The sequence below is a fragment of the Neobacillus sp. B4I6 genome, assembly GCF_050434045.1.
Classification (GTDB): Bacteria; Bacillota; Bacilli; order Bacillales; family Cytobacillaceae; genus Neobacillus.
Genome location: NZ_JBNPWB010000002.1, coordinates 1,856,023 through 1,876,449, shown reverse-complemented (window position 1 = coordinate 1,876,449; position 20,427 = coordinate 1,856,023). Strand labels below are relative to the sequence as shown.

The 20,427-nt window shown below is 36.6% G+C and carries 19 protein-coding genes and 2 pseudogenes; 14 read left to right on the top strand and 7 right to left on the bottom strand.

The features are described from left to right. Nucleotides 1–15 precede the first annotated feature (15 nt). Both QF028_RS11335 and QF028_RS11330 read left to right on the top strand, forming a co-directional pair. Entirely contained in the window at nt 16–354 is a 339-nt protein-coding gene (locus tag QF028_RS11335) for a YmaF family protein (RefSeq protein ID WP_429465453.1), read from the top strand. 162 nt (nt 355–516) lie between these two features. Continuing rightward, nucleotides 517–1,076 (top strand): annotated as a pseudogene (locus tag QF028_RS11330) (DUF2935 domain-containing protein); the annotation flags it as partial. A gap of 223 nt (nt 1,077–1,299) precedes the next feature. On the opposite strand, the gene QF028_RS11325 reads toward QF028_RS11330, so the two are convergent. The 4 genes from QF028_RS11325 to QF028_RS11310 all read right to left on the bottom strand — a co-directional run bounded on the left by QF028_RS11325 (nt 1,300) and on the right by QF028_RS11310 (nt 3,736). Beyond that, nucleotides 1,300–1,620: a hypothetical protein gene (locus QF028_RS11325; protein WP_429465451.1), complete on the bottom strand. Its 321-nt coding sequence runs from the start codon at nt 1,618–1,620 to the stop codon at nt 1,300–1,302. A 157-nt stretch (nt 1,621–1,777) separates the two neighbouring features. Continuing rightward, nucleotides 1,778–2,653, bottom strand: a complete 876-nt coding sequence (locus QF028_RS11320; protein WP_429465449.1) for a nuclease-related domain-containing protein — start codon at nt 2,651–2,653, stop codon at nt 1,778–1,780. A 29-nt stretch (nt 2,654–2,682) separates the two neighbouring features. Continuing rightward, nucleotides 2,683–3,069 (bottom strand): hypothetical protein, encoded by a 387-nt coding sequence (locus QF028_RS11315; protein WP_429465447.1) that lies wholly within the window; start codon nt 3,067–3,069, stop codon nt 2,683–2,685. Between the two features lie 202 nt (nt 3,070–3,271). Next, a complete protein-coding gene (locus QF028_RS11310) occupies nt 3,272–3,736 on the bottom strand; it encodes a low molecular weight protein-tyrosine-phosphatase (RefSeq protein ID WP_215014308.1) in 465 nt (154 codons plus the stop codon). A 546-nt stretch (nt 3,737–4,282) separates the two neighbouring features. On the opposite strand from QF028_RS11310, the pseudogene QF028_RS11305 reads away from it, so the two are divergent. Further along, nucleotides 4,283–4,497 (top strand): annotated as a pseudogene (locus QF028_RS11305) (IS110 family transposase); the annotation flags it as partial. A 316-nt stretch (nt 4,498–4,813) separates the two neighbouring features. Here the strand turns inward: QF028_RS11305 and QF028_RS11300 are convergent. After that, nucleotides 4,814–5,071, bottom strand: a complete 258-nt coding sequence (locus tag QF028_RS11300; protein ID WP_429465445.1) for a hypothetical protein — start codon at nt 5,069–5,071, stop codon at nt 4,814–4,816. A 10-nt stretch (nt 5,072–5,081) separates the two neighbouring features. Next, nucleotides 5,082–5,417, bottom strand: a complete 336-nt coding sequence (locus QF028_RS11295) for a DUF1980 domain-containing protein (protein ID WP_429465443.1) — start codon at nt 5,415–5,417, stop codon at nt 5,082–5,084. A 352-nt stretch (nt 5,418–5,769) separates the two neighbouring features. Here QF028_RS11295 and QF028_RS11290 point away from each other — a divergent pair, with 352 nt between their 5' ends. The 11 genes from QF028_RS11290 to QF028_RS11240 all read left to right on the top strand — a co-directional run bounded on the left by QF028_RS11290 (nt 5,770) and on the right by QF028_RS11240 (nt 18,993). After that, nucleotides 5,770–6,717, top strand: a complete 948-nt coding sequence (locus QF028_RS11290) for a metal ABC transporter substrate-binding protein (RefSeq protein WP_429465441.1) — start codon at nt 5,770–5,772, stop codon at nt 6,715–6,717. A gap of 583 nt (nt 6,718–7,300) precedes the next feature. Next, nucleotides 7,301–8,215 carry a proline dehydrogenase family protein gene (locus QF028_RS11285; protein ID WP_429465439.1) on the top strand — a complete coding sequence of 305 codons (915 nt, stop codon included), beginning with the start codon at nt 7,301–7,303 and terminating at the stop codon, nt 8,213–8,215. 30 nt (nt 8,216–8,245) lie between these two features. After that, the gene (gene pruA / locus QF028_RS11280; protein ID WP_429465437.1) at nt 8,246–9,814 is read left to right on the top strand and encodes an L-glutamate gamma-semialdehyde dehydrogenase; all 1,569 of its coding nucleotides are present in this window, start codon (nt 8,246–8,248) and stop codon (nt 9,812–9,814) included. 109 nt (nt 9,815–9,923) lie between these two features. Next, nucleotides 9,924–11,402, top strand: coding sequence for a sodium/proline symporter PutP (putP, locus tag QF028_RS11275; RefSeq protein ID WP_429465435.1), 1,479 nt, complete (start codon nt 9,924–9,926; stop codon nt 11,400–11,402). A 240-nt stretch (nt 11,403–11,642) separates the two neighbouring features. After that, complete coding sequence (locus QF028_RS11270; RefSeq protein ID WP_429465433.1) at nt 11,643–13,337, top strand: sigma-54 interaction domain-containing protein; 1,695 nt, start codon at nt 11,643–11,645, stop codon at nt 13,335–13,337. Between the two features lie 704 nt (nt 13,338–14,041). Continuing rightward, nucleotides 14,042–15,496, top strand: coding sequence for an NADP-dependent glyceraldehyde-3-phosphate dehydrogenase (locus QF028_RS11265; RefSeq protein WP_429465431.1), 1,455 nt, complete (start codon nt 14,042–14,044; stop codon nt 15,494–15,496). A 154-nt stretch (nt 15,497–15,650) separates the two neighbouring features. Then, nucleotides 15,651–15,836, top strand: coding sequence for a hypothetical protein (locus tag QF028_RS11260; protein WP_429465429.1), 186 nt, complete (start codon nt 15,651–15,653; stop codon nt 15,834–15,836). Nucleotides 15,837–16,095: 259 nt separating this feature from the next. Then, entirely contained in the window at nt 16,096–16,302 is a 207-nt protein-coding gene (locus QF028_RS11255) for a hypothetical protein (protein ID WP_429465427.1), read from the top strand. 168 nt (nt 16,303–16,470) lie between these two features. Then, complete coding sequence (locus QF028_RS11250; RefSeq protein ID WP_410887980.1) at nt 16,471–16,602, top strand: FbpB family small basic protein; 132 nt, start codon at nt 16,471–16,473, stop codon at nt 16,600–16,602. Between the two features lie 89 nt (nt 16,603–16,691). Next, nucleotides 16,692–17,854, top strand: a protein-coding gene (locus QF028_RS11245; protein ID WP_429463296.1) for an IS3 family transposase whose coding sequence is annotated in 2 segments (ribosomal slippage) — nt 16,692–16,968 and nt 16,968–17,854 — 1,164 coding nt in all. Because the reading frame shifts where the segments join, the coding sequence is not laid out codon by codon here. A gap of 332 nt (nt 17,855–18,186) precedes the next feature. Beyond that, nucleotides 18,187–18,993 carry a hypothetical protein gene (locus QF028_RS11240; protein ID WP_429465425.1) on the top strand — a complete coding sequence of 269 codons (807 nt, stop codon included), beginning with the start codon at nt 18,187–18,189 and terminating at the stop codon, nt 18,991–18,993. Nucleotides 18,994–19,232: 239 nt separating this feature from the next. Here QF028_RS11240 and QF028_RS11235 read toward each other — a convergent pair whose 3' ends face one another. Beyond that, nucleotides 19,233–20,414 carry a YsnF/AvaK domain-containing protein gene (locus tag QF028_RS11235; protein WP_429465423.1) on the bottom strand — a complete coding sequence of 394 codons (1,182 nt, stop codon included), beginning with the start codon at nt 20,412–20,414 and terminating at the stop codon, nt 19,233–19,235. Nucleotides 20,415–20,427 lie beyond the last annotated feature (13 nt).

The window sequence follows — 20,427 nt, the reverse complement described above, 5'->3', positions numbered from 1 at the left end:
GAAGGGGTGGAGGCAATGGTTAAGGTAGGAAAAGATGATTTTGTAAAAGGGATGGTACCTCACCATAATCATGGCTCTGTTGATTATACTTCGATGGAGGCAGGGCATGTTCATCAGTGTTTAGATGTTACTTCTCCTGCGATTCCAACTCAGGAAGGTAGCCATATTCATTATACGGAAGGATATGTGGTCTTTGAAAACGGGCATACCCATCATTATAAGGCTCGTTCAGGACCCGCTATTCCAGTGGGTAATGGAATGCATGTTCATTATTATGATTTTTATACAACGGAAGACGATGGACATAGACACCATATTAAAGGTGTTGGCCAGCCAGCTCCAGGTAATAAGTAGAAAATAAAATAATTCTATATTTAGCAATAAAACAGTAAACCAACCTAAACTTTGATAGGTTGGTTATTTATTTTTACTTAACAAAATAAGTAGGCGGGCTTCATTTTTCTAAACAGTAATATCAATGTCAGATGAAGATCGTTTTTTTTAGATTATGAAAAAATGCACAATTTAACTGAGCTTTTGCTCTATGTATATTTAAATGACTTTGTTAATAAGAATAGAACAAGTGCAGTAAATAGGGGGGCTTCCAAAAGAACGGGGATGAAACCATATTTCATGCTGATACAGGTGGTACATTTGGATTGTTTGTTGAACGCTCTTTAAATGAAATACGTTTTTGGGCTAGGATCATGAAAGAACATTCTTTATTTCTTCGATTGGGTTTTAGAGCAGAGGATACTCAACTAATTCAAGAGGCGAATCAATTTTACCGAACATTTGAACACATCGAACAAGCTGCACATACCTATACTAATCAAACAGATCCTGAACAAATTAGAAGATTTAATTCAGTAGTACAACAAGCTGCAACCAATATATTTGTATTTAAACGAAAAGTGTTAGGGCTAATTCTCACATGTAAGTTGCCAGGAGCAAATAATTTTCCATTGCTCATTGATCATACAAGTAGGGAAGCTAATTACTTTAGAAAACGATTAATTGAATTAAATGAAGGTAAATTGAATGCCCTTCCAGACGCCATTATTAAAGAGAAATTAATCATAAACTCTTTAACATAGTTAGTATTCCCTTGTGTATAACATCGCTTTTAATTTTGAATGAGTGTTTGTGAATTAATGTACTTAAACTATTGGGTGCTTTAGTTCAAAAAGAAATTTTTAAAAAAAGCCTGTATTAATGATTACTTGGTAATCACTGATACAGGCTTTATCTATCAAATTTTAATTGTCCATATATATTTAACTTTAGGGTCCTTCTTTTTTAAAATTTAAACTCTATCCCGTTTTCTATATAGATTGTGTTTTGTAATCCAGTTTGGTTTACCAGATATTCAAATACATTTTTTGCTGCGCTTCTGATCATTACGCTCAGACCTAAGTTGTCAAACACGCGTGCATAGCAGCGGATTATCAACGTATCATTTTCTCTTAACAAATGATAATAGACGGTTTCTTTCTGTATTTTCGAAAAACAGTGGATAAATAGATATTCATCTGTTGGTTCTATTCCTTTTATGAAAAGTTCTTTTTGAACTATTCGTTTTATTTCCGCCATTTGATTCTCTGATAAATTTATTCTCATACCAGCTTCACCATCTTATTTTTTATCGGTATTCCATCCATTTTCATTATACGAAAGTGCAAGTTCGCCTGTCACAAGCGCAATCGAATTAGTTAATGGGGGTCTGACCCCCATTACTATATTTCCTCACTTGAACCCCTCTTAAATTCTTGCAAACTTAAATGTAATTAGCGTTTTCGATCAGATGCTTAATATTTTGAAGCTGAAAAGCACCATATATTCTATCTTTGGAGGTAAGCTCATGGATAAAATACTGTTGTAACTGCTCTTTATCTGAAACCCGTTTTACAATGCTGTTATCCGACCAATCGTGAACCTCTTTTTCATTTTCATCGTAATTAAAGAATACCAAGGTGTTGATCCATGTTATAATATCTTGACCTTGTAAATAATTGGATAGGATGACGGCTGTCTCCTGAACCTGACTAATTGGATTTTCATAAGTCTTCACAGTTAATGCTCCCGACTCATCCTTATCAAATACGAGCGTTTCCTCTTTTTCACTGTCTATTATCTCTGTTAAGAACGAAAACTTGTGGCTGCCCATTCTTTTTAATCCCAAAACGATGTGGCCTTTCCAGTGTTTTGTTTCTATTACATAAATACCGGTTGATAAAAGGACGATGTGATCGATCTGCCGCGTATTACCGTTTATCTCAGGAATAAAAATGTTCGGCATAATAATCATTTCATCTGGTGAAATAAGTGTTTTTCTAACTAGATCTGATTTAAAATTTTCTAGTAACTGATGGGTAATGATTTCCTCACCGTTTCGATAATTTTTCCGAATCACTTCATTTTCGATCAACAGTTTTTCTATTTCACGTTGGAATGATTCGTTCAAAAGCATGACCTTCTCATCGAATTTAGTTGCTGCTGTTTCCATCGAAGCCTTTTGCCATTCTTTAATGGCTGTTACCTCTTGGAAATGGTTGCTTCTCATTTCTTTTTGTTTCGCCTTTTCCTTTTTTACGATAAAAATAAGCCAAGCGACAGATGCAGCTAGTACTGTGGAAATAATTAACCAGGTCATTTCATTTCTCCTTGTCTACCAGATCATATTTAATAGTTTTTTAATAGCATTTTATCTAATTCACGGACTTTATCATAGGAATTTACTAATTTTTCAGGTACCAATGTTCTGCCAGAATCCCAAGCATTCTTTTCTATTTTAGCTAGAAGCTGTGCTTTTTCTTCATCCTCGAAATATTTTAATACCCTTAAATCATGTTTGTTATTCTTAAATTCTAAATAATAACCGAGTTGACGATATAGAATAATTTTAACACAATCTTCATCTGTCTCTTTAATTTTAAAGTTAATATTTGCAATATATCCATTAATTTGTAAATAGTTAAACTTAATCGTATTCGTCGTTACATTAAAGCTCATAGGTGAAAGTAGTTTATTGTTCATTTCATAATCAATAGTTAATTGGTGCTCTTGCAAAGTATTTTCAATTATTTCCTCAATATCTCTTATATAAAGCATTTTATCAATCGCTACCTTTCAAAATCTACTACTCTTATTTTTAAGAAATGATAGGAGAAAGTAAATCCATCTATTTTCCTTTAGACTTTATTCCTATCGTATTTGAGTTGATTAACATTAAAAGAAAACCCGCTAATCAAAATATTAGCGGGATATCGTATTATAAGGTCTGTTCGATGCGTATTTTCTCGAGTAATGCTTGGCAACCCTGTGAAATAAGATCATAGGTTTCCTGAAAATCACCTGTGTAATAAGGATCAGGGACATCTTTATTATGTTCAGATAAATCAAGCAGACGAATGATTTTTGGATGATTAGGCTTGCCGGTTATCTCGGAAATATTCTTTGTGTTGCTTTCATCCATGCCGATGAGATAATCGAATTTTTCAAAGTCTTCCCTTGTTAATTGACGTCCGACCAGACCATCTGATGAGATGTTGTATGTTTTTAAAATGGCTAGGGTTCCTTTATGTGGAGGAGATCCAATATGCCATGCACTTGTAGCAGCGGAATCGCAGGCTACTTTATTGGTCAAATTTTCTTTTTTCAGTAAGTCGCGAAACAAAGCTTCAGCCATCGGAGAACGGCAAATGTTTCCTAAGCAGACAAATAAGACATTGATCATGTTAATAACTCCTTTTTCCTTATCTAACAAATAGTTTACTTAATTTGATTACTTTAAGTAAAGTGGAAACCTATAGTGGTTTTGATTTGACTAAAGTGTAGACATTAGGGTTTTCCACTACGATGTATTTATAATACACAATTGATATTGAGGGAATAATTACGGAACCCAACGATTTGATATATGTAGCATATTCGATGTTTTTAATTAACGCCTTTTCTGTGGAAGTTATTGTACAAATGGGTCAGTTTAATTGAAGAAGGAATTTGTAATTCCTTCAGAATATACTTAATTAGAAATATAAAGGAGGAGTAAAAATAAGAGATGGCAGTTATCGTAGCATTAACGATTGCAATACTGGGTTCAGGATTGGCTCACCAATTAAGCAAAGGAAAGTCGTAAAAAAGAAAATATGTCGTTTGGGGCATCACTACAATGGTAGCAATCGCACCTTTCGATCATTTTCAATAGGTTTAACATATGCAATTATTGTTAGAAATGGTTGGGTAGGAATGATTATGTGGTACTTGTTTCCAATAATAAACAATGAATCTAGTAGATGGTCTGGATGTTTCAAAAGGGGAAAGTCAGGTTCAAGCATTTTTAAATAAAGGAAAGCCATATCGAAAAAGTTTCACTGTACGCACACTACTGAGAAATTGACTACTTTACTTCACTTTTTGGAAGAGGTGGAAAAGGAGGCTAAGGTTAAGCCGACAGTAATATTAGAATCCACAGGACATTACCATACACCTATGATGATTATGTACGTGATATAAAATTGGATGGGTTTCGACTCAATTTTTTCCTAAATAAAAGAAAAAATCGTCTGGTAAGTGAACTTTTAGCGAAAATAGACACATATAAAACACCATTAGGCTGCCATCATTCCAATTTCTTTGGGAGTGAGGTAGCCTACTTTTTCTTGTATTTCTCTCTTCATTATAGTGATACATATAGTTATCGATTTTCGATACAACGTAAAGATTTATAAAATTAAATTTGCAGTAATGAATAATAGGTGACTAAGTAAAAAAAAGAAGCTGAAGAATTCTTTTTTAGCTTCTTTTTTAATTCTTACAAAATTTTTATACTGATCGGATAAAGATAGGGCTTTTCAGGTTCATTGATTTTCTTCAAGCCTGTAATTTTAATAAGGGGTAGTTCAGTCCCGTTAAATGTTGTGATATCTAATACGCCTTCTGCTTCGACCCATGTATCCTTTTCAAGGGAAGGAGAAGGTTCCGAGAACTCAGAAACAAATCCGATTATGCTAGCATCAGCGACACAGTGTGTAATCAAAAACCTTGAAATCACTAGCTGGTTTTGGGACAAACCAGCTTCTTTATATATGAATCCCTTTAAATTTATTGATATCCTTACTGATCTCTTCATAATAAGCCGCATATACGTAATCGTTCATCACGATATTGGATTTTTGTTCTAACTTTTTAATCAGATGCGCATATTCTTCCTGTCTATTGATTTTAGTATCTTCCCCTTGTTGAGTAGGCTTGCTGTCTAATTGATTTTTATCTTCTTGAGGGGCTTGTTTCTGGTTAGACAGAATTAGCATAGCTCCTTTTTTATTAGCAATGGAGGCATCAAGCACTTTGGCAGGAATCAGAAACCCAGTTAACAATGGTAAAGCAATAACAAAACAGGAAAATGGTATTAACATTAAAAAAGGAACTTGGAATTCTAGTAAAAATGGGGAGGTCTTTAATCTCCTCTGCAAAGAGGAATAGAAACAAGAATAAACAAAATATTAGTAGAATTAAATAATCTTTTAGAAATTTATTAATATAGGTCACAACAAAATCTACCTCCTCGAATCTATCATTCCTATCATATGGATATGCTGTCCTAGTGAATTAATTCATTAAAAATGGGTTGACGAAATTAAAATCTCATTATAAAATACAATTCGTAATAGTTACGATTTACGAAGATCTAACAAACTTTGATTATAAGAAATAAGTATTTTATTTAAATCGTAATGATTCCTAATTAATAATATGCTGGAGGTATACATGAAAAAGCTTTTTGGTACATTTATTATTTTTCTTCTGTTCTTAAGCGGTTGCTCCAACGCAGTATCGACGAAAAATGAAAAGACTATTGAAGGATCCAAAAAAATGCAAATTGTTACTACATTTTATCCGATGTACTTTTTTGCCCAAAAAGTGGCTGGCAATTCAGCAAACGTTGAACTATTAGTTCCGAACGGTGCAGAACCGCATGATTGGGAGCCCACTGCAAAGGATATGGCTAAAATTCAAGATGCAGATATGTTTATCTACAATAGCCGTTATTTTGAAACCTGGACTGAAAAAGTTTTAAAGAGTATTAATGATTCAAATTTAAAAGTAATTGAGGCTTCAAATGGGATTGAATTGATGGATGCACTAGAATCAGAAGATGAGGAAGAAGAGGGTCACTCTGAGCATGCATCTTCCAAAGACCCGCATGTTTGGTTATCTCCGGTTTTAGCTCAGCAAGAGGTTAACAATATCGCTAAGGCTTTAGAACAAGCAGATCCTAAAAATAAAGACCAGTTTGAAGAAAATGCTGCAGCTTTAAATTCTCAGCTTACCGATTTAGATCGCTTATATAAAGAGACCATTGGTAAAGCACAGAAAAAGGAATTTGTTACACAACATGCTGCTTTTGGTTATTTGGCAAAACAATATGGCTTAACTCAAATTCCTATAGCAGGTTTATCACCTGATGTGGAACCTACATTAGGGAAATTGGCTGCATTAACGGAATTAACAAAGAAGGATAATGTGAAAATTATTTATTTTGAGGAACTAACCTCTTCAAAAGTAGCTCAGACGTTAGCCAGTGAAATAGGTGCTAAAACTGAAGTTTTAAATCCATTGGAAGGATTAACAAAAGAAGAGCAAGAAAAAGGTTTAGACTATATAGATGTTATGAAAAAAAATCTTGAGGCATTAAAACTATCTATTTTAGAGTAATACTTATATGAGGCTAGGATTATTAATCCTAGCTTTTTTTATCCTAAAAACGTCATTGGTCTGAGAATGTTAATAAATAAAAATATCTTTCATTAACAATAGACCCAGCAAAACCATTTCTGAAAAAAGGGCTGGTCTTGTGCGATCTGTTTAAGATGAGTTTTAGTCAACAAGTGAAAAGTACCAAGCTTATTCGATAAAATAGACCAATATCCCTATTCATTCTTCACCTAAAGATTCAGGTTACTTCAGGAGTAAAGACTAAATTTGTTGTTTATTTTTTCTAGAAAAGTATGTTTGTGCATTTTCCTTAAGTTAAGGTCCTCTCGGAGGGCCTTTTTTGTACCCTAAGTTTGTCCAAATGTAGTGTTGAAGTTTAATCAATTTATAAAAAACTATGTCTGATTTCCTTACAATATTGTTCAAAACTCACTGAACAAAGAGTATATCCAGGTTAACAAGTTAACAAATATGTTTAAATTTTAAAAATATATAGACACTTATGTATAATCTGTTATAAGATTAGGTAAAGGCATTACATAATAAACAATAATGTTCATTCTATGAAGGAGGTTTGATGGCAATGGAATTATTAATGAGAAATATGTTTCAATCGCTTGGGAAGAATACCTCAGCTAACAAACTAGCAAAAAAATACGGCTTGCGTTTTGGAGCAGGGCGATTTGTAGCAGGGGAATCCATCCAAACAGCGATTGATTCCGTGAAAAAATTGAATCGTGATGGGAAAATGGTCACCTTAGACCACCTGGGGGAATTTGTTTATACAGAAGAAGAAGCACAGGAATCAACGGCCATGTGCGTTCAAACCCTCGATGCTATTGCCGAAGCAGGGGTCAATTCCAATCTTTCTCTTAAAATGACTTCGCTTGGCCTAGATATTAGCAGAGAGTTATGTATGAAGAATATGCGTAAAATTCTTAACCGGGCTAAACTCCATCGTAATTTTGTCAGAATCGATATGGAAGATTATGATCACTGTCAAGTATCATTGGATATTTATAAAGAGCTTCGGAAGGAATATGACAATGTAGGACTTGTTATTCAAGCCTACCTTTTTAGAACAGAACAGGATATCGACGACTTAAATCAACTGAATGCAAACCTGCGTCTCGTTAAAGGGGCATACAAAGAGTCTCCCACCGTTGCTTTTCCGGAGAAAAAGGATGTAGATGAAAATTTTAAAAAAATTATTAAGCAGCATCTATTAAACGGCAACTATACAGCGGTAGCCACCCATGATGAAGCGATGATTGACTATACAAAAACGCTAGTCAGTGAACACCGAATAGCTAAAGAGCAATTTGAGTTCCAAATGCTCTATGGAATTTGTGAGGATATTCAAGCAAAACTAGTAAAAGAAGGTTTTAATGTCCGTGTGTATGTGCCTTACGGGGTAGACTGGTTTGGTTATTTTATGAGACGGTTGGCTGAAAGACCAGCCAATGTCTGGTTTGTTCTTAAAAATCTATTAAAATAGCAATTTTATATAAAAAGGAGTCGGAAGATTATGACAACTGCAACACAACAAGCACCTTACAAAAATGAGCCTTTTACGAATTTTACTTTGGAAGAAAATAAGCAATCGATGACTGCAGCTCTTGCAAAAGTGAAAACGGAGCTAGGCAGGAAGTATCCGCTCGTGATCGGCAATGAAAAGTTATTTACCGAAGAACAAACCATTTCCATTAATCCAGGAAATGTAGATGAAGTCATCGGGTCTGTTAGTAAAGGGAACAAGGAATTAGCTGAACAAGCGATGCAGGAAGCGTTGAAAACCTTAGAAACCTGGAAAAAGGTTGCTCCGGCTGAGCGTGCGGAATATCTATTCAAAGCAGCAGATTTAATGAGACAGCGTAAGCACGAGTTTTCTTCTTACCTTGTCTATGAATCTGGGAAAAACTGGGTTGAAGCTGACGCTGATACAGCAGAAGCCATCGATTTTATGGAATTCTATGCAAGAGAAATGATACGCCTTAGCGAGACAAGCATTCATCAGCCGCTTGTAAAAATTGAAGGGGAAGACAATCAAATTTCTTATATTCCTCTTGGTGTTGGGATAATCATTTCTCCGTTTAACTTCCCACTAGCGATCATGGCAGGAACCACTGTCGCAGCGATTGTCTCAGGGAATACGGTTATTTTGAAACCAGCTGATGCTACTCCTGTGGTTGCCGCCAAATTTGTGGAATTAATGGAAGAGGTCGGTCTTCCTTCAGGCGTCCTCAACTATTTGCCAGGGGATGGAATCGATGTGGGTGAGTATTTGGTCGAGCATCCAAGCACTCGGTTTATCTCTTTTACAGGCTCACGGGCAGTAGGATGCCGTATTTATGAACGAGCATCAAAGGTACAGCCTGGCCAATTGTGGTTAAAGCGTGTCATTGCTGAGATGGGCGGCAAGGACGGGGTTGTTGTCGATGAAACAGCCGACTTAGATGCAGCAGCAGCGGCGATTGTCGCTTCCGCTTTTGGCTTCCAAGGACAAAAGTGTTCCGCGGGCTCTAGAGCGATTATTGTGGAATCGGTTTATGATGAAGTGGTTGAGAAAGTAACGGAGTTAACGAAAAATTTAACGGTTGGTCTTCCTGAAGAGAACTATCCGATTGGACCGGTAATCGACCAAAAATCAGTGGATAAAATCATCGGCTATATCGAAATTGGCAAAACAGAAGGCCGATTGCTTACAGGCGGCTCAAGAGCAGATGGGAACGGCTTCTACATTGAGCCAACCGTGATTGCGGATGTTCAACCAAAAGCCCGGATCATGCAGGAGGAAATCTTTGGCCCGGTCCTTGCCCTAGCAAAAGCAGCTGACTGGCAGGAAGCGATTGAAATCTATAATGATACGGACTATGGTTTGACGGGCGCTTATCATTCCCAGGATGAAGAACGCATTCAGTATGCCCTTGAAAACATGTATTGCGGAAATCTTTATATTAATAAAAAGTGTACGGGTGCATTAGTTGGTGCTCATCCATTTGGCGGATTCAACATGTCAGGCACCGATTCAAAAGCTGGCGGATACGATTACCTGCTGTTGTTTACGCAAGCGAAACTGAAATCTAGAAAACGTTAATCACATCCTAAACAGGGAACCCCCTCTACAGGGGGGGATTCCCCAAAAAACAACCGTGTTTAAACTTTTATTGTAAGCGCTTCATATGATTTTTGGAATCAAAAACAGAATGGGGGATGGGCTTTTGAATACACAGATTCTTATTTCTATCGGTATTTATATGGTGGGTATGCTGATCATTGGTTATTTTGCTTACAAGCGAACGTCTAATCTAGAAGATTATATGTTAGGCGGAAGAGGGCTGGGGCCTGCTGTCACAGCACTAAGTGCTGGGGCATCTGATATGAGCGGCTGGCTGCTCATGGGTCTTCCCGGGGCGATGTTTTCTCAAGGAGTGAGTGCCTCATGGATTGCGATTGGTTTAACCATAGGGGCCTATTTAAACTGGCTTTATGTAGCACCACAGTTAAGAACTTATACAGAGAACGCCAACAACTCGATGACGATTCCTGCGTTCCTGGAAAACCGTTTTGGTGATCGTTCGAATATGCTGCGTTTGACCTCTGGACTCATTATTATTGTCTTTTTTACTTTCTATGTATCGTCGGGAATGGTTTCAGGCGGGGTTCTTTTTGAAACCACTTTTAATCTGCATTACCAGGCAGGACTTTGGATTATCGCTGCAGTTGTGATTGCCTATACCTTATTTGGCGGATTTCTAGCGGTGAGCTGGACCGATTTTGTACAAGGTTTAATTATGGTAACTGCACTTATATTAGTTCCAGCTGTGACCATTATGGAAGTAGGCGGATTTGGGTCCGCATTTCAAGAAATTAAGGGGATCGATCCTAAGTTATTTGATATTTTTAAAGGGACCACTTTTTTAGGAATTGTTTCGTTGATGGCATGGGGCTTGGGCTACTTTGGCCAGCCGCATATCATTGTCCGCTTTATGGCTATTTCGTCCGTTAAAGAAATTAAAAAAGCAAGACAAATTGGTATGGGCTGGATGATTTTTTCTGTCGGTGGTGCGATGTTTACCGGTTTCATCGGCTTGGCCTTTTATTCGAAACAAGGTCTCACACTATCTGATCCTGAGACCGTCTTTATTGAACTTAGCAGAATTTTATTTCATCCATTAATTACTGGATTTTTACTAGCCGCATTATTAGCAGCGGTGATGAGTACGATCTCTTCCCAGCTGCTTGTGACAGCAAGCTCACTGACTGAAGATGTGTATAAGACGTTCTTCCGCCGCTCAGCATCAGATAAAGAACTACTGTTTATCAGCAGACTATCGGTGTTAGTCGTTGCCACTATTTCAGTTGTGATTGCCTTTGATAAAAATGGAACCATTTTATCACTGGTCGGATATGCTTGGGCTGGCTTTGGAGCCTCTTTTGGGCCTGTCATTCTGCTGAGCCTTTACTGGAAACGGATGAACAGATGGGGCGCTCTTGCCGGAATGGTTGGCGGTGCCGTCACGGTCATCATTTGGGCCAGTGTACCGGTATTAAAAAATAGTTTATACGAAATCATTCCAGGATTCATCGTAGGCTTGACTGCCATCTGGATTGTCAGCTTAATGACACCCGAACCGAGTGCGCAATTACAAAGAGAATTTGATCAGTATAAACACTCGGCATGACCATAATCCTGTTGACTCTGAAACAGGTGGTTGAACCAAAAGAGTAGGTTTATAGAATATTTTTGTGAAAATGCTGATACCCGAATAATCATTCGGGTTCAGCTTTTTTTATTAATGTTCATTCATATTAGGATAGTCCTAATGTTGGGCTATTACGATATCAGACCTAAAAGGGCTGGTTCGCTAGAATAGCCGTTAAATTTATGTTAAAGTGAAGAAAAAGCATGAAAGGATTTTAGTATGTTCAAAAGTGCACCATTTATACTGGATGACTCCTTTACAATAGTAAATTATCATATACCCTTACTAGAAATAAAAAAGAAACTTAACGAGTACAATTTTGTTATTGTGTCTGGTGGAACCTACTTTATCATTACTCATTATGAAAACAGTCTGATGGCCTTAGGCGACGACTCCATACCCATTATTGATTGGCTTGAACAGCTCCATTGGCTGAAATCCACTGTCATTTCTGATGTCAATGAAATCAATACCGCTGTTGATTGGCGCAGACCGGTTCTTGTTAAAAACGAAAAGGGAATGATCGGTGTTCTTTCAGCTGAAAAGCGGATTGAAATGCTAGAGGTTGAAAACCGCCAAGTTTCAGCTTATTTTCAGACATTAGCGGAGACGATTAATGAATCGGTTACAGCAGTTGATCATGCTGGACATGTCGTCTATTGGAATACGACAGCGGAAGAAACCTACAAGATTAAAAAAGAGTACATTCTCGGAAAAAAAATAGGGGAACACTTTCGTGATGAATCGATTGTCCTTCACCGAATTTTAAATGAAGGGCGCCCGGTAAGAGGACAATATCATCGGCCTGATAAGGATACACATGTTCTCATTAACGCTTCACCCATCATGATCGAAAATAAGATTATTGGCGGCGTCGCGACCGAACATAATATCACGAATATTATCCGGCTTAACGAAGAATTGGATTCAAACTCAACCTTACTTGTTCAAAAGTCCAATCCCTTTTCAACCCTGGTAAGCGGGAGTCCTAAATTTCAGGAAACCTTGAAGATTGCGCAAAAGGTCGCCCATGCCGATATCCCCATTCATTTAACAGGGGAACCTGGGTCTGGAAAGGAAATGCTGGCACAAGCGATTCATTATGGGGGCACAAAAGCCGAAGGTCCTTTTATCACCCTCAATTGTTCGGTCATCCCTCCTGCCTTGTTGGAAATGGAACTTTTCGGATTTCAAAAGGAAACCTTTACAGCGGAACAACAAACCTTACAAATCGGCCGGATCGAGCAAGCATTAGAAGGTACGTTATTCATAGAAGATATTGATAAGATGCCGCTTCAGGTCCAAGGGAAACTATTAAATTATATGGTTGATCAAGGTTTTTACCGGGTGGGTGGGGTTGAGAAAATTACCTCGCCCACACGAATTATTACTTCCACCTCAGAATCGATTGAGGTTCTCGTGAAACAAGGAAATTTTAACGAGCAGCTTTATTTTCATTTATCCGTTATTACCATCGATATCCCGCCATTAAGAACCAGAAAAGAGGATATCATTGCTCATGCCCAGAATTATATTCAAGAATTCAGCTCTAAGTATAAAAAGCCTGTCCCGGAGATCTCTTCTGAAACGATGAACCAGTTAGTGAACTATGATTGGCCAGGAAACATCCGTGAGCTTAGAAACACGATGGAACGGTTGGTTCTCCTTAATGATAAATCAGTTATTACCGAGGAACATTTGCCTGATACTATGAAGAGTAAGTTGATAGTGAAACAAACGAACAGCCTAATAGGGGAAAGCGATCAACAGGAAGATGTTGTAATAAATTCTGAAGTGTTAGAGATTGAGGAAGCATTACGGAAAACGTATGGAAATAAAAGTGCAGCTGCCAACCTTTTAGGGATTTCAAGAGGGACATTATATAACAAAATAAAAGAATTTGGATTAAATTAAACGGAAAATACACCCAAAAATTATATTTAGGTTATTAAGTAAACCACTTGAAATTAAAAGGACCACACATTTTAGATAGTGTGGTGTGAATTTAAAATATGTTTGATTAAAATCCTGTATTCATTTAAACAGGATTTTTCTTTTTATGTTCTTGTCGATGTTGTAATACTCCAGTATGATACTCCACTAAAGGCCATTAAATGGAAGAATTCCTCAATTTTAGTGCAAAGGAATTGGGCTTTTTAATATCGGAATTCCCTTAACGTTGTAAATCCGCATTTTCCTGACGCTACCCTGAAGGTCCCCCCTACTTTGAGAAACATGGCTACGTTTCGATATAAATTCGTACCATAGATAAATTATCTAAGATAAAGGGGAAAGAATATTTATGAATTAAGGATCTATGAATGGTTAGGATTTATAATGAATGAATTTTGTCTATTTTTGTAATGTTTTGATATCTTTTGTAGAAACTATGTTTATTTTTCTTAATATGATCCATAATATTTTTTGTGGAATTAAAAAATATAATCTAAAGTGGTCCAAATGAAGGAGTGACGGATCTTGAAAGAATAAAAAAGTAACAAGAAGAAATTTTTTTATACAAATCGGGACATTTTATGTCTATACGGGACAAATTAAGTCCCTATACATTATGTATCAATTTATTCAAAATAAATTAAAAACTTCAAGGAGGATTTATTATGCCAACAAACGTATTATCCTTAACAGCTTATCCTTTTTATATAAATGGGGAATGGAGAGAAAGTAAGTCTAGTGAAACAATTAAAATCACGTCACCTTATCTTTATGAAAAGATTGGAGAAGTACAGGCGATTACAACTGAAGAGGTAGATGAGGCAATTTATTATGCTTATATAGCCCAAAAAAGTTGGGCAGAAACTTCCCTTCAAGAACGAGCAAAGTTTTTGTATAAATGGGCAGATGAATTAGTGAATATGCAAGATGAAATTGCTGAAATCATTATGAAAGAAGTAGGAAAAAGTTTGAAAGATGCAAAGAGTGAAGTCGTACGTACTGCCGGTTTCATTCGTTACACGGTTGAAGAAGCAATGCATATGCATGGTGAAAGTATGAAGGGAGATAGCTTCCCGGGCGGTTCTAAGTCTAAGATTGCAATTGTTGATCGTGTTCCACTGGGAGTAGTCCTAGCCATCCCTCCATTTAACTATCCGGTCAATTTAGCTGCTGCTAAACTGGCACCTGCACTTATTACAGGGAATGCAGTCATCTTTAAACCTGCTACACAAGGCGCGATCAGCGGTATTAAAATGATTGAGGCTCTTCACAAAGCAAACTTTCCAAAAGGTCTTGTCAATATCGTGACAGGTCGTGGTTCGGTTATTGGTGATTACTTAGTGGAGCATAAAGGAATTAATATGATTTCCTTTACAGGTGGAACAAATACCGGAACTCGCTTAGCGAAAAAAGCGGGCATGATTCCACTTGTCCTTGAGCTTGGCGGGAAAGATCCTGGTATTGTGCGTGAAGATGCTGATTTAAATGAAGCGGCGAAACATATTATCAGCGGTGCATTTTCTTATTCTGGTCAGCGTTGCACAGCGATTAAACGCGTATTAGTTCATGACAGTGTTGCGGACGAGCTTGCTTCGATTTTAAAAGAAGAAATTGAAAAACTGGTGGTAGGCTCCCCGGAAGACGGCAGCACGGTTGTCCCGTTAATTGATAAACAGTCTGCTGACTTTGTTCAAGGATTAATTGAGGATGCCATTGAAAAAGGTGCAACTCTTGTAACAGGAAATAAGCGTGAACGCAATTTAATTTACCCTACTCTTCTTGATCATGTAACAGAAGACATGACCGTAGCTTGGGAGGAACCGTTCGGACCTGTGCTGCCAATAATCCGTGTATCTTCTGATGAAGAAGCGATCAATATTGCGAATGAATCTGAATTTGGTTTACAGGCAAGTGTCTTTACCAAAGATATTAATAAAGCATTTGCAATTGCGAATAAAATTGAAACAGGCTCAGTTCAAATAAACGGACGTACCGAACGCGGACCGGATCATTTCCCATTTATCGGTGTAAAAGGATCTGGAATGGGTGCGCAAGGTATCCGTAAGAGCCTTGAATCGATGACGCGTGAAAAAGTAACTGTATTAAATCTTGCTGAGTAATATAAATTTGTAAAATTGTAACTTTAATTCCTAATAGAGGGGTCCTTGTTGGCCCTTCTTTGTTAATTCCCTTTGGAAGATTTAAAAGCAAATTGCGTTGCATTGGCCCCAGCAAGTCCAGGGGTCCCACCAAATAAAAGGAGTTGGAAGATTTATGAAGAATACTAATAGACTTACTATAGAGGAGTTAGAAAGACGAATTGCTCATTTTGAGGATCGTCTTAAGGATTTTATTATTACCGAGGAACAAATTGAGTTTATCAAAGAAAGGTTAAGGGAACTAAAAAACGCTAAAGAGTGTTTATCATGGGAATCGGTCCGGTACCTGCCAGTCAAGTAGCGTTACAGAAAGAAGGGCTTAGTGACCTTTTTTAATTTAGAGTTCGCTTTAAGGGTGCACTAAACCTTGCTCTTTAGCTTAAATTGTAACCGGGGCACTCCTGCCTATACATATCTCCACATTTTCCGGTGAGAGATATATAGTCACCAATAAATACATCAGGTGTTAAATAACGCTCCTAAAAAACATTTTAAAGCGGAAACATGCATTATCAATCTTTCTGGCTCGATTTTTTGTAAATCAAAAAGAGGTGAGTAGATTGAAAACAAAACAAGAAATACTTGAAGAGTTGAAAACAGAATTGCTACGGATTGGTTCAACCAACCAAAGGGATTATGATTTGTTGAAGAAGAAAGGACAAGTTTTTAGTACAACCATTTGTCGCAGGTTAAAGTTAAGCTGGCCTGAAGTCGTCAATCAAACTGGATTAAAGTTTTTTTACATAGACAGAATTCGTAAAAAATAAACTTTGTTTAACGAGATCAAAACCTTAATTTATATAATTAAGCTTGTCGGTAATTAATTAGGAAAAATAATATTCTAAATAATTTTTCTATTATTTTTAACTAACAGAATTGTTTTATTATTCAGATATGTTATAATAGACCGATCTAAAAAAGAAAAGAGTGTTATAATGCGTAAGCATAAAAAATCATTTGAAGAGTTAATAAAAGAGAATAAGCTAGAATTACTTAAAGATAAACAAGCAATCGAAACAATTGAAAAGCGTATAGAAAAACGCCATGAGGTTAAAAAGCTAGCTTAATATTAGACTAACCTAATAAAATGAGACACGATAAAACACCTTCGAAATGGTACACTGAAATTAAGTACTAAAATCGGAGGTGTTTTTGCATGGGCAAAAACGTATATTCTAGTGAAACAAAATGGGCAGTGGTGAGGGATAAGATGTCAGGGGAGTTAACTAATCAAGAGATTATGGAGAAGTACGGAATTAAAAATGTTTCTCAGATAAAGACATGGATGAAATGGTACCGAGAGAATGAGATACATCGTTTTGATCAGCCGATTGGCAAACAATATTCGTACGGGCTTGGACCAGATAATGTGAGTGAAGAGGAAAAGAAAGATCGGCAATTTACTCACTTGAAACAGGAGAATGAAATCTTAAAAAAGTATTTGGAGATGGTAAAGGAGTTGAAAAACAAGTAGTCCTGCAGATAGTTGAAAAGTTCCGTAAGAAGTACACGGTTACGGCGATTTTATCTGCCCTATCCTTGCCGCGAGCTACCTACTATCGGTGGGCAAAAGCGGGAAAGGACGTATTAACTAAAGAGGAAGAAATCATCATTACTATATGCCAGGAAACAAAATATCGATACGGGCACCGTAAAATAAAGGCTATGTTATATCGTGACTATAAGATTAAATTGAATCGTAATACTGTTCAACGTATTATGCAAAAACATTATTTGCAATGTCGTGTAAAGCCGAAACGAAAGTGGAAATCGCAGGGAGAATCCGTTGTTATTGCACCCAATATTTTAGAACGAGATTTCACAGCCAGTGCTCCAAATCAAAAGTGGGTCACCGATATTACTTACCTACAATATGGTCCATCTACGTTGTATTTGTCGACTATTGTGGACTTGTATAACAATCAAATTGTGGCATATAAGATATATGATCATCAACAGACTCCACTTGTGTTGGATACACTTAAAGCAGCATTAAGTGCACGTAGAAACCCATCCGGAGTCATCCTTCATTCTGATCAAGGAAGTGTATATACATCATATGCCTTTCAAAAGTTTGTGAAAGAGAGTAACCTGATTAGTAGTATGTCAAGACGTGGAAATTGTTGGGATAATGCAGTTATTGAGTCGTTTCACTCCAACTTGAAATCAGAGGAGTTCCAATATATTAAGTTCAACTCAATAAGCTTAAAGGACGTACGAAATCATGTAAATGATTACGTTAAACATTATAATGAAGAACGCATTCAAGAAAAATTAGGCTACCGAACCCCCATTGAATTTGGGAGTATGGCAGCCTAATAAGGGTGTTTTATCTCTGTCTCAAATGACTAGGACAGTCTATATAGCTAGCTTTTTTATGTTTTATGAACTATTTTACATAATCAGTGAATTTTTAGGAACTGGATAGATTTTAAAAACGTTAATAAACCAACCTTTCGTTCGCTTCACAATTTTCTCTATTATGTATGATTTTATACATCGTTAATAAATCAGTTTAATTTCTGAATTAAGAAAAAGTTTAAGTTCAACAGAAAACTTATTGAGTGTTTTTGGAACATTAATGATACGATTGAATTTGCCAGACTAATCGTTGCAGTCATGTCATTTACATAAAAATAGGAGGTAATGTTTTGACATTTATTCCAAAGCAACAGCGTGATAAGGTGAGTTCTTATAAAAATTTACGTTCTTTATACGAGCAAAACATCACTGTGAACAGTATTTCAGAAACTATGGATACTTGTAATCTTCATGACGATGCCGAAATGATTCAAAGTATGATGGTTATAAAAGACTATGATGTTTTGGGTGTTGAAGAAAACGGAATCGTCATTGGTTATGTAGTAAGAAATGAATTGAAGGAAGGATCCTGTAAAGAATATTATCGGAGTTTTAGTCCGACGGAACTCGTCTCAGAATCAACACCACTGATCGATACGTTATTTTTTTTAAAAGATATAGATAGAATATTTATACTAGAAGGAAATAGGGTAACAAAAGTTGTAACACTAGCCGATCTCCAGAAACCTCCGATTCGAATGTTATTATTTGGGTTGATTTCATTATTAGAGATGCACCTTTATCGGATTATTAATCATTATTTTCCTGAAGATACCTGGAAGATACATTTAAGTACCAATCGAATTAGCTTAGCTGAGGAATTATTTTCTCTTAGAAAGTCACAAAATGAAGCGATTCAATTAAGTGATTGTCTACAGATTTGTGATAAAAGAGACATTGTCCTTAATGAGAAACCATTAAGGGAACGTTTGGGTATTGAAACAAAAAGCAAGGGGAACCATTATTTCAAACAATTAGAAAAATTAAGAAACAACTTGGCGCATTCCCAGAATATTAATACCCAAAATTCTTGGGATGAAATGTTCTTGTTAATTGAACAGACTGAGAAATTATTAGGAGCATGTGAAAAGATGTGATTATGAATTTCTACAGATAGTGTTTCAAGTGGAAGGTAAAAGATTAATTAATACAAGGTGAAGGGAATGGGTTAAGTTGTGACAACTTCAATATTAGTGGAAAAACTGTAGGTAAGAATCCTACAGTTTTTTATTTTAAATCCTTCAGAAAAAAGCTGACTTCAAAAGATCACATTTTAGTGATTTGAAATCAGCTTTTTTTATCGTATTTAAGAATTTCATATTCTATCCAATCCTATTTACTGAGTAGTATTTTTTCTTCTTTTCATTTGATTTTTATTATTTTTATTTTCCTCATCTAAGGAAGAATTTTCATTATTGTGAGAAGCTTCTTCTTTTACAGTAGCTGCTGAAACCGGTACATATCTTTCACTTTCATTTTCCTTAAGAACAGGAGAATCTGCTAGCGTTCCGCTCACTTTTTCATTTTTACTGGCAGATGATTCTGGTTTGTTTTTCTCTCCTTGAATTGCGAGTGAACCTGTGCGTTTTTCGCGGGTTTCTTGCTTTTTATCCTCATTCATTTTGGTTGCAATACCAGGATTTCCTTCCACAATCAAAATATTGGGACTTTCCGTATTAACTTCATCTTGCCCTACAACGGCCAATTGGGTGACCAGTTTCTTTTCTTCCATTGGCGAGGGGATAGAACGCTCAATCCGCGCTTCTTCTTTTCTTATGATATCCTGTACCTGCTTTGTTTCTTGAATTTTTCGCTTGCCTACAATTACTTCTTCAACGACTACCGGTCTTTTCGTTACTTCTATTCGTTCTTCCATAATGGGGATACGAATCATTTCATCCGCTGTAAACGGGCTGCCCTCAACCTTTCCATCAATGACAGGACGGCGCTCTACATATATTTCTTCTCGAATAAGTGGAACATGCACTGTTCGCTGCTCTTCAACTACTTCTTTATGGAGTTGTAATTCGCCGACTTGAACACGCTCTTTTATGATATCAAGCTGTTCTTCACGGAGTTGGACGGCGCTTGTTTTTTCAGTCTCATATCTTTCAGTCTCATATTGTGCTTTATTAACAGAGCTGTTGTAAGTTCCATTCGTATCAACCAGCAAAATCATTTTCCCTTTATTAATTTCCTCTTCACACAGTTTTGCCGTAAATACTGGTAGTCCTCTTTCAATAAGCCTGTTCGACAGAGTGTTTACCTTTCCTCCGCCCATTCCTGCAGTCATTATGGTAAAAAAGCTATCCATCATAACACCTGCTAAGGTACTCACTTGTATATCCGCTTCTACCATGACTCCAGTGTGTGAAATGACCAATGGAATGCGACTTCTATTTTCTGCCACAACCATCATATCTGTTTCACGATGCCCCTGACGTTTCAATTCATCAATCGCATACAAGACTTCTTGCTCTGAATTAAAGGTTCCAACAATTCTTTTTTCCATACTCATTCTATCGTACCTC

What these genes read in the sequence shown, in the direction of transcription:
- QF028_RS11235 (WP_429465423.1), bottom strand. Translation starts at nt 20,414, where the DNA reads ATGAGTATGGAAAAAAGAATTGTTGGAACCTTTAATTCAGAGCAAGAA.
- QF028_RS11335 (WP_429465453.1), top strand. Translation starts at nt 16, where the DNA reads ATGGTTAAGGTAGGAAAAGATGATTTTGTAAAAGGGATGGTACCTCAC.
- QF028_RS11290 (WP_429465441.1), top strand. Translation starts at nt 5,770, where the DNA reads ATGAAAAAGCTTTTTGGTACATTTATTATTTTTCTTCTGTTCTTAAGC.
- QF028_RS11250 (WP_410887980.1), top strand. Translation starts at nt 16,471, where the DNA reads ATGCGTAAGCATAAAAAATCATTTGAAGAGTTAATAAAAGAGAATAAG.
- putP (WP_429465435.1), top strand. Translation starts at nt 9,924, where the DNA reads ATGGGGGATGGGCTTTTGAATACACAGATTCTTATTTCTATCGGTATT.
- pruA (WP_429465437.1), top strand. Translation starts at nt 8,246, where the DNA reads ATGACAACTGCAACACAACAAGCACCTTACAAAAATGAGCCTTTTACG.
- QF028_RS11320 (WP_429465449.1), bottom strand. Translation starts at nt 2,653, where the DNA reads ATGACCTGGTTAATTATTTCCACAGTACTAGCTGCATCTGTCGCTTGG.
- QF028_RS11270 (WP_429465433.1), top strand. Translation starts at nt 11,643, where the DNA reads ATGTTCAAAAGTGCACCATTTATACTGGATGACTCCTTTACAATAGTA.
- QF028_RS11260 (WP_429465429.1), top strand. Translation starts at nt 15,651, where the DNA reads ATGAAGAATACTAATAGACTTACTATAGAGGAGTTAGAAAGACGAATT.
- QF028_RS11265 (WP_429465431.1), top strand. Translation starts at nt 14,042, where the DNA reads ATGCCAACAAACGTATTATCCTTAACAGCTTATCCTTTTTATATAAAT.
- QF028_RS11325 (WP_429465451.1), bottom strand. Translation starts at nt 1,620, where the DNA reads ATGAGAATAAATTTATCAGAGAATCAAATGGCGGAAATAAAACGAATA.
- QF028_RS11310 (WP_215014308.1), bottom strand. Translation starts at nt 3,736, where the DNA reads ATGATCAATGTCTTATTTGTCTGCTTAGGAAACATTTGCCGTTCTCCG.
- QF028_RS11285 (WP_429465439.1), top strand. Translation starts at nt 7,301, where the DNA reads ATGGAATTATTAATGAGAAATATGTTTCAATCGCTTGGGAAGAATACC.
- QF028_RS11295 (WP_429465443.1), bottom strand. Translation starts at nt 5,417, where the DNA reads ATGTTAATACCATTTTCCTGTTTTGTTATTGCTTTACCATTGTTAACT.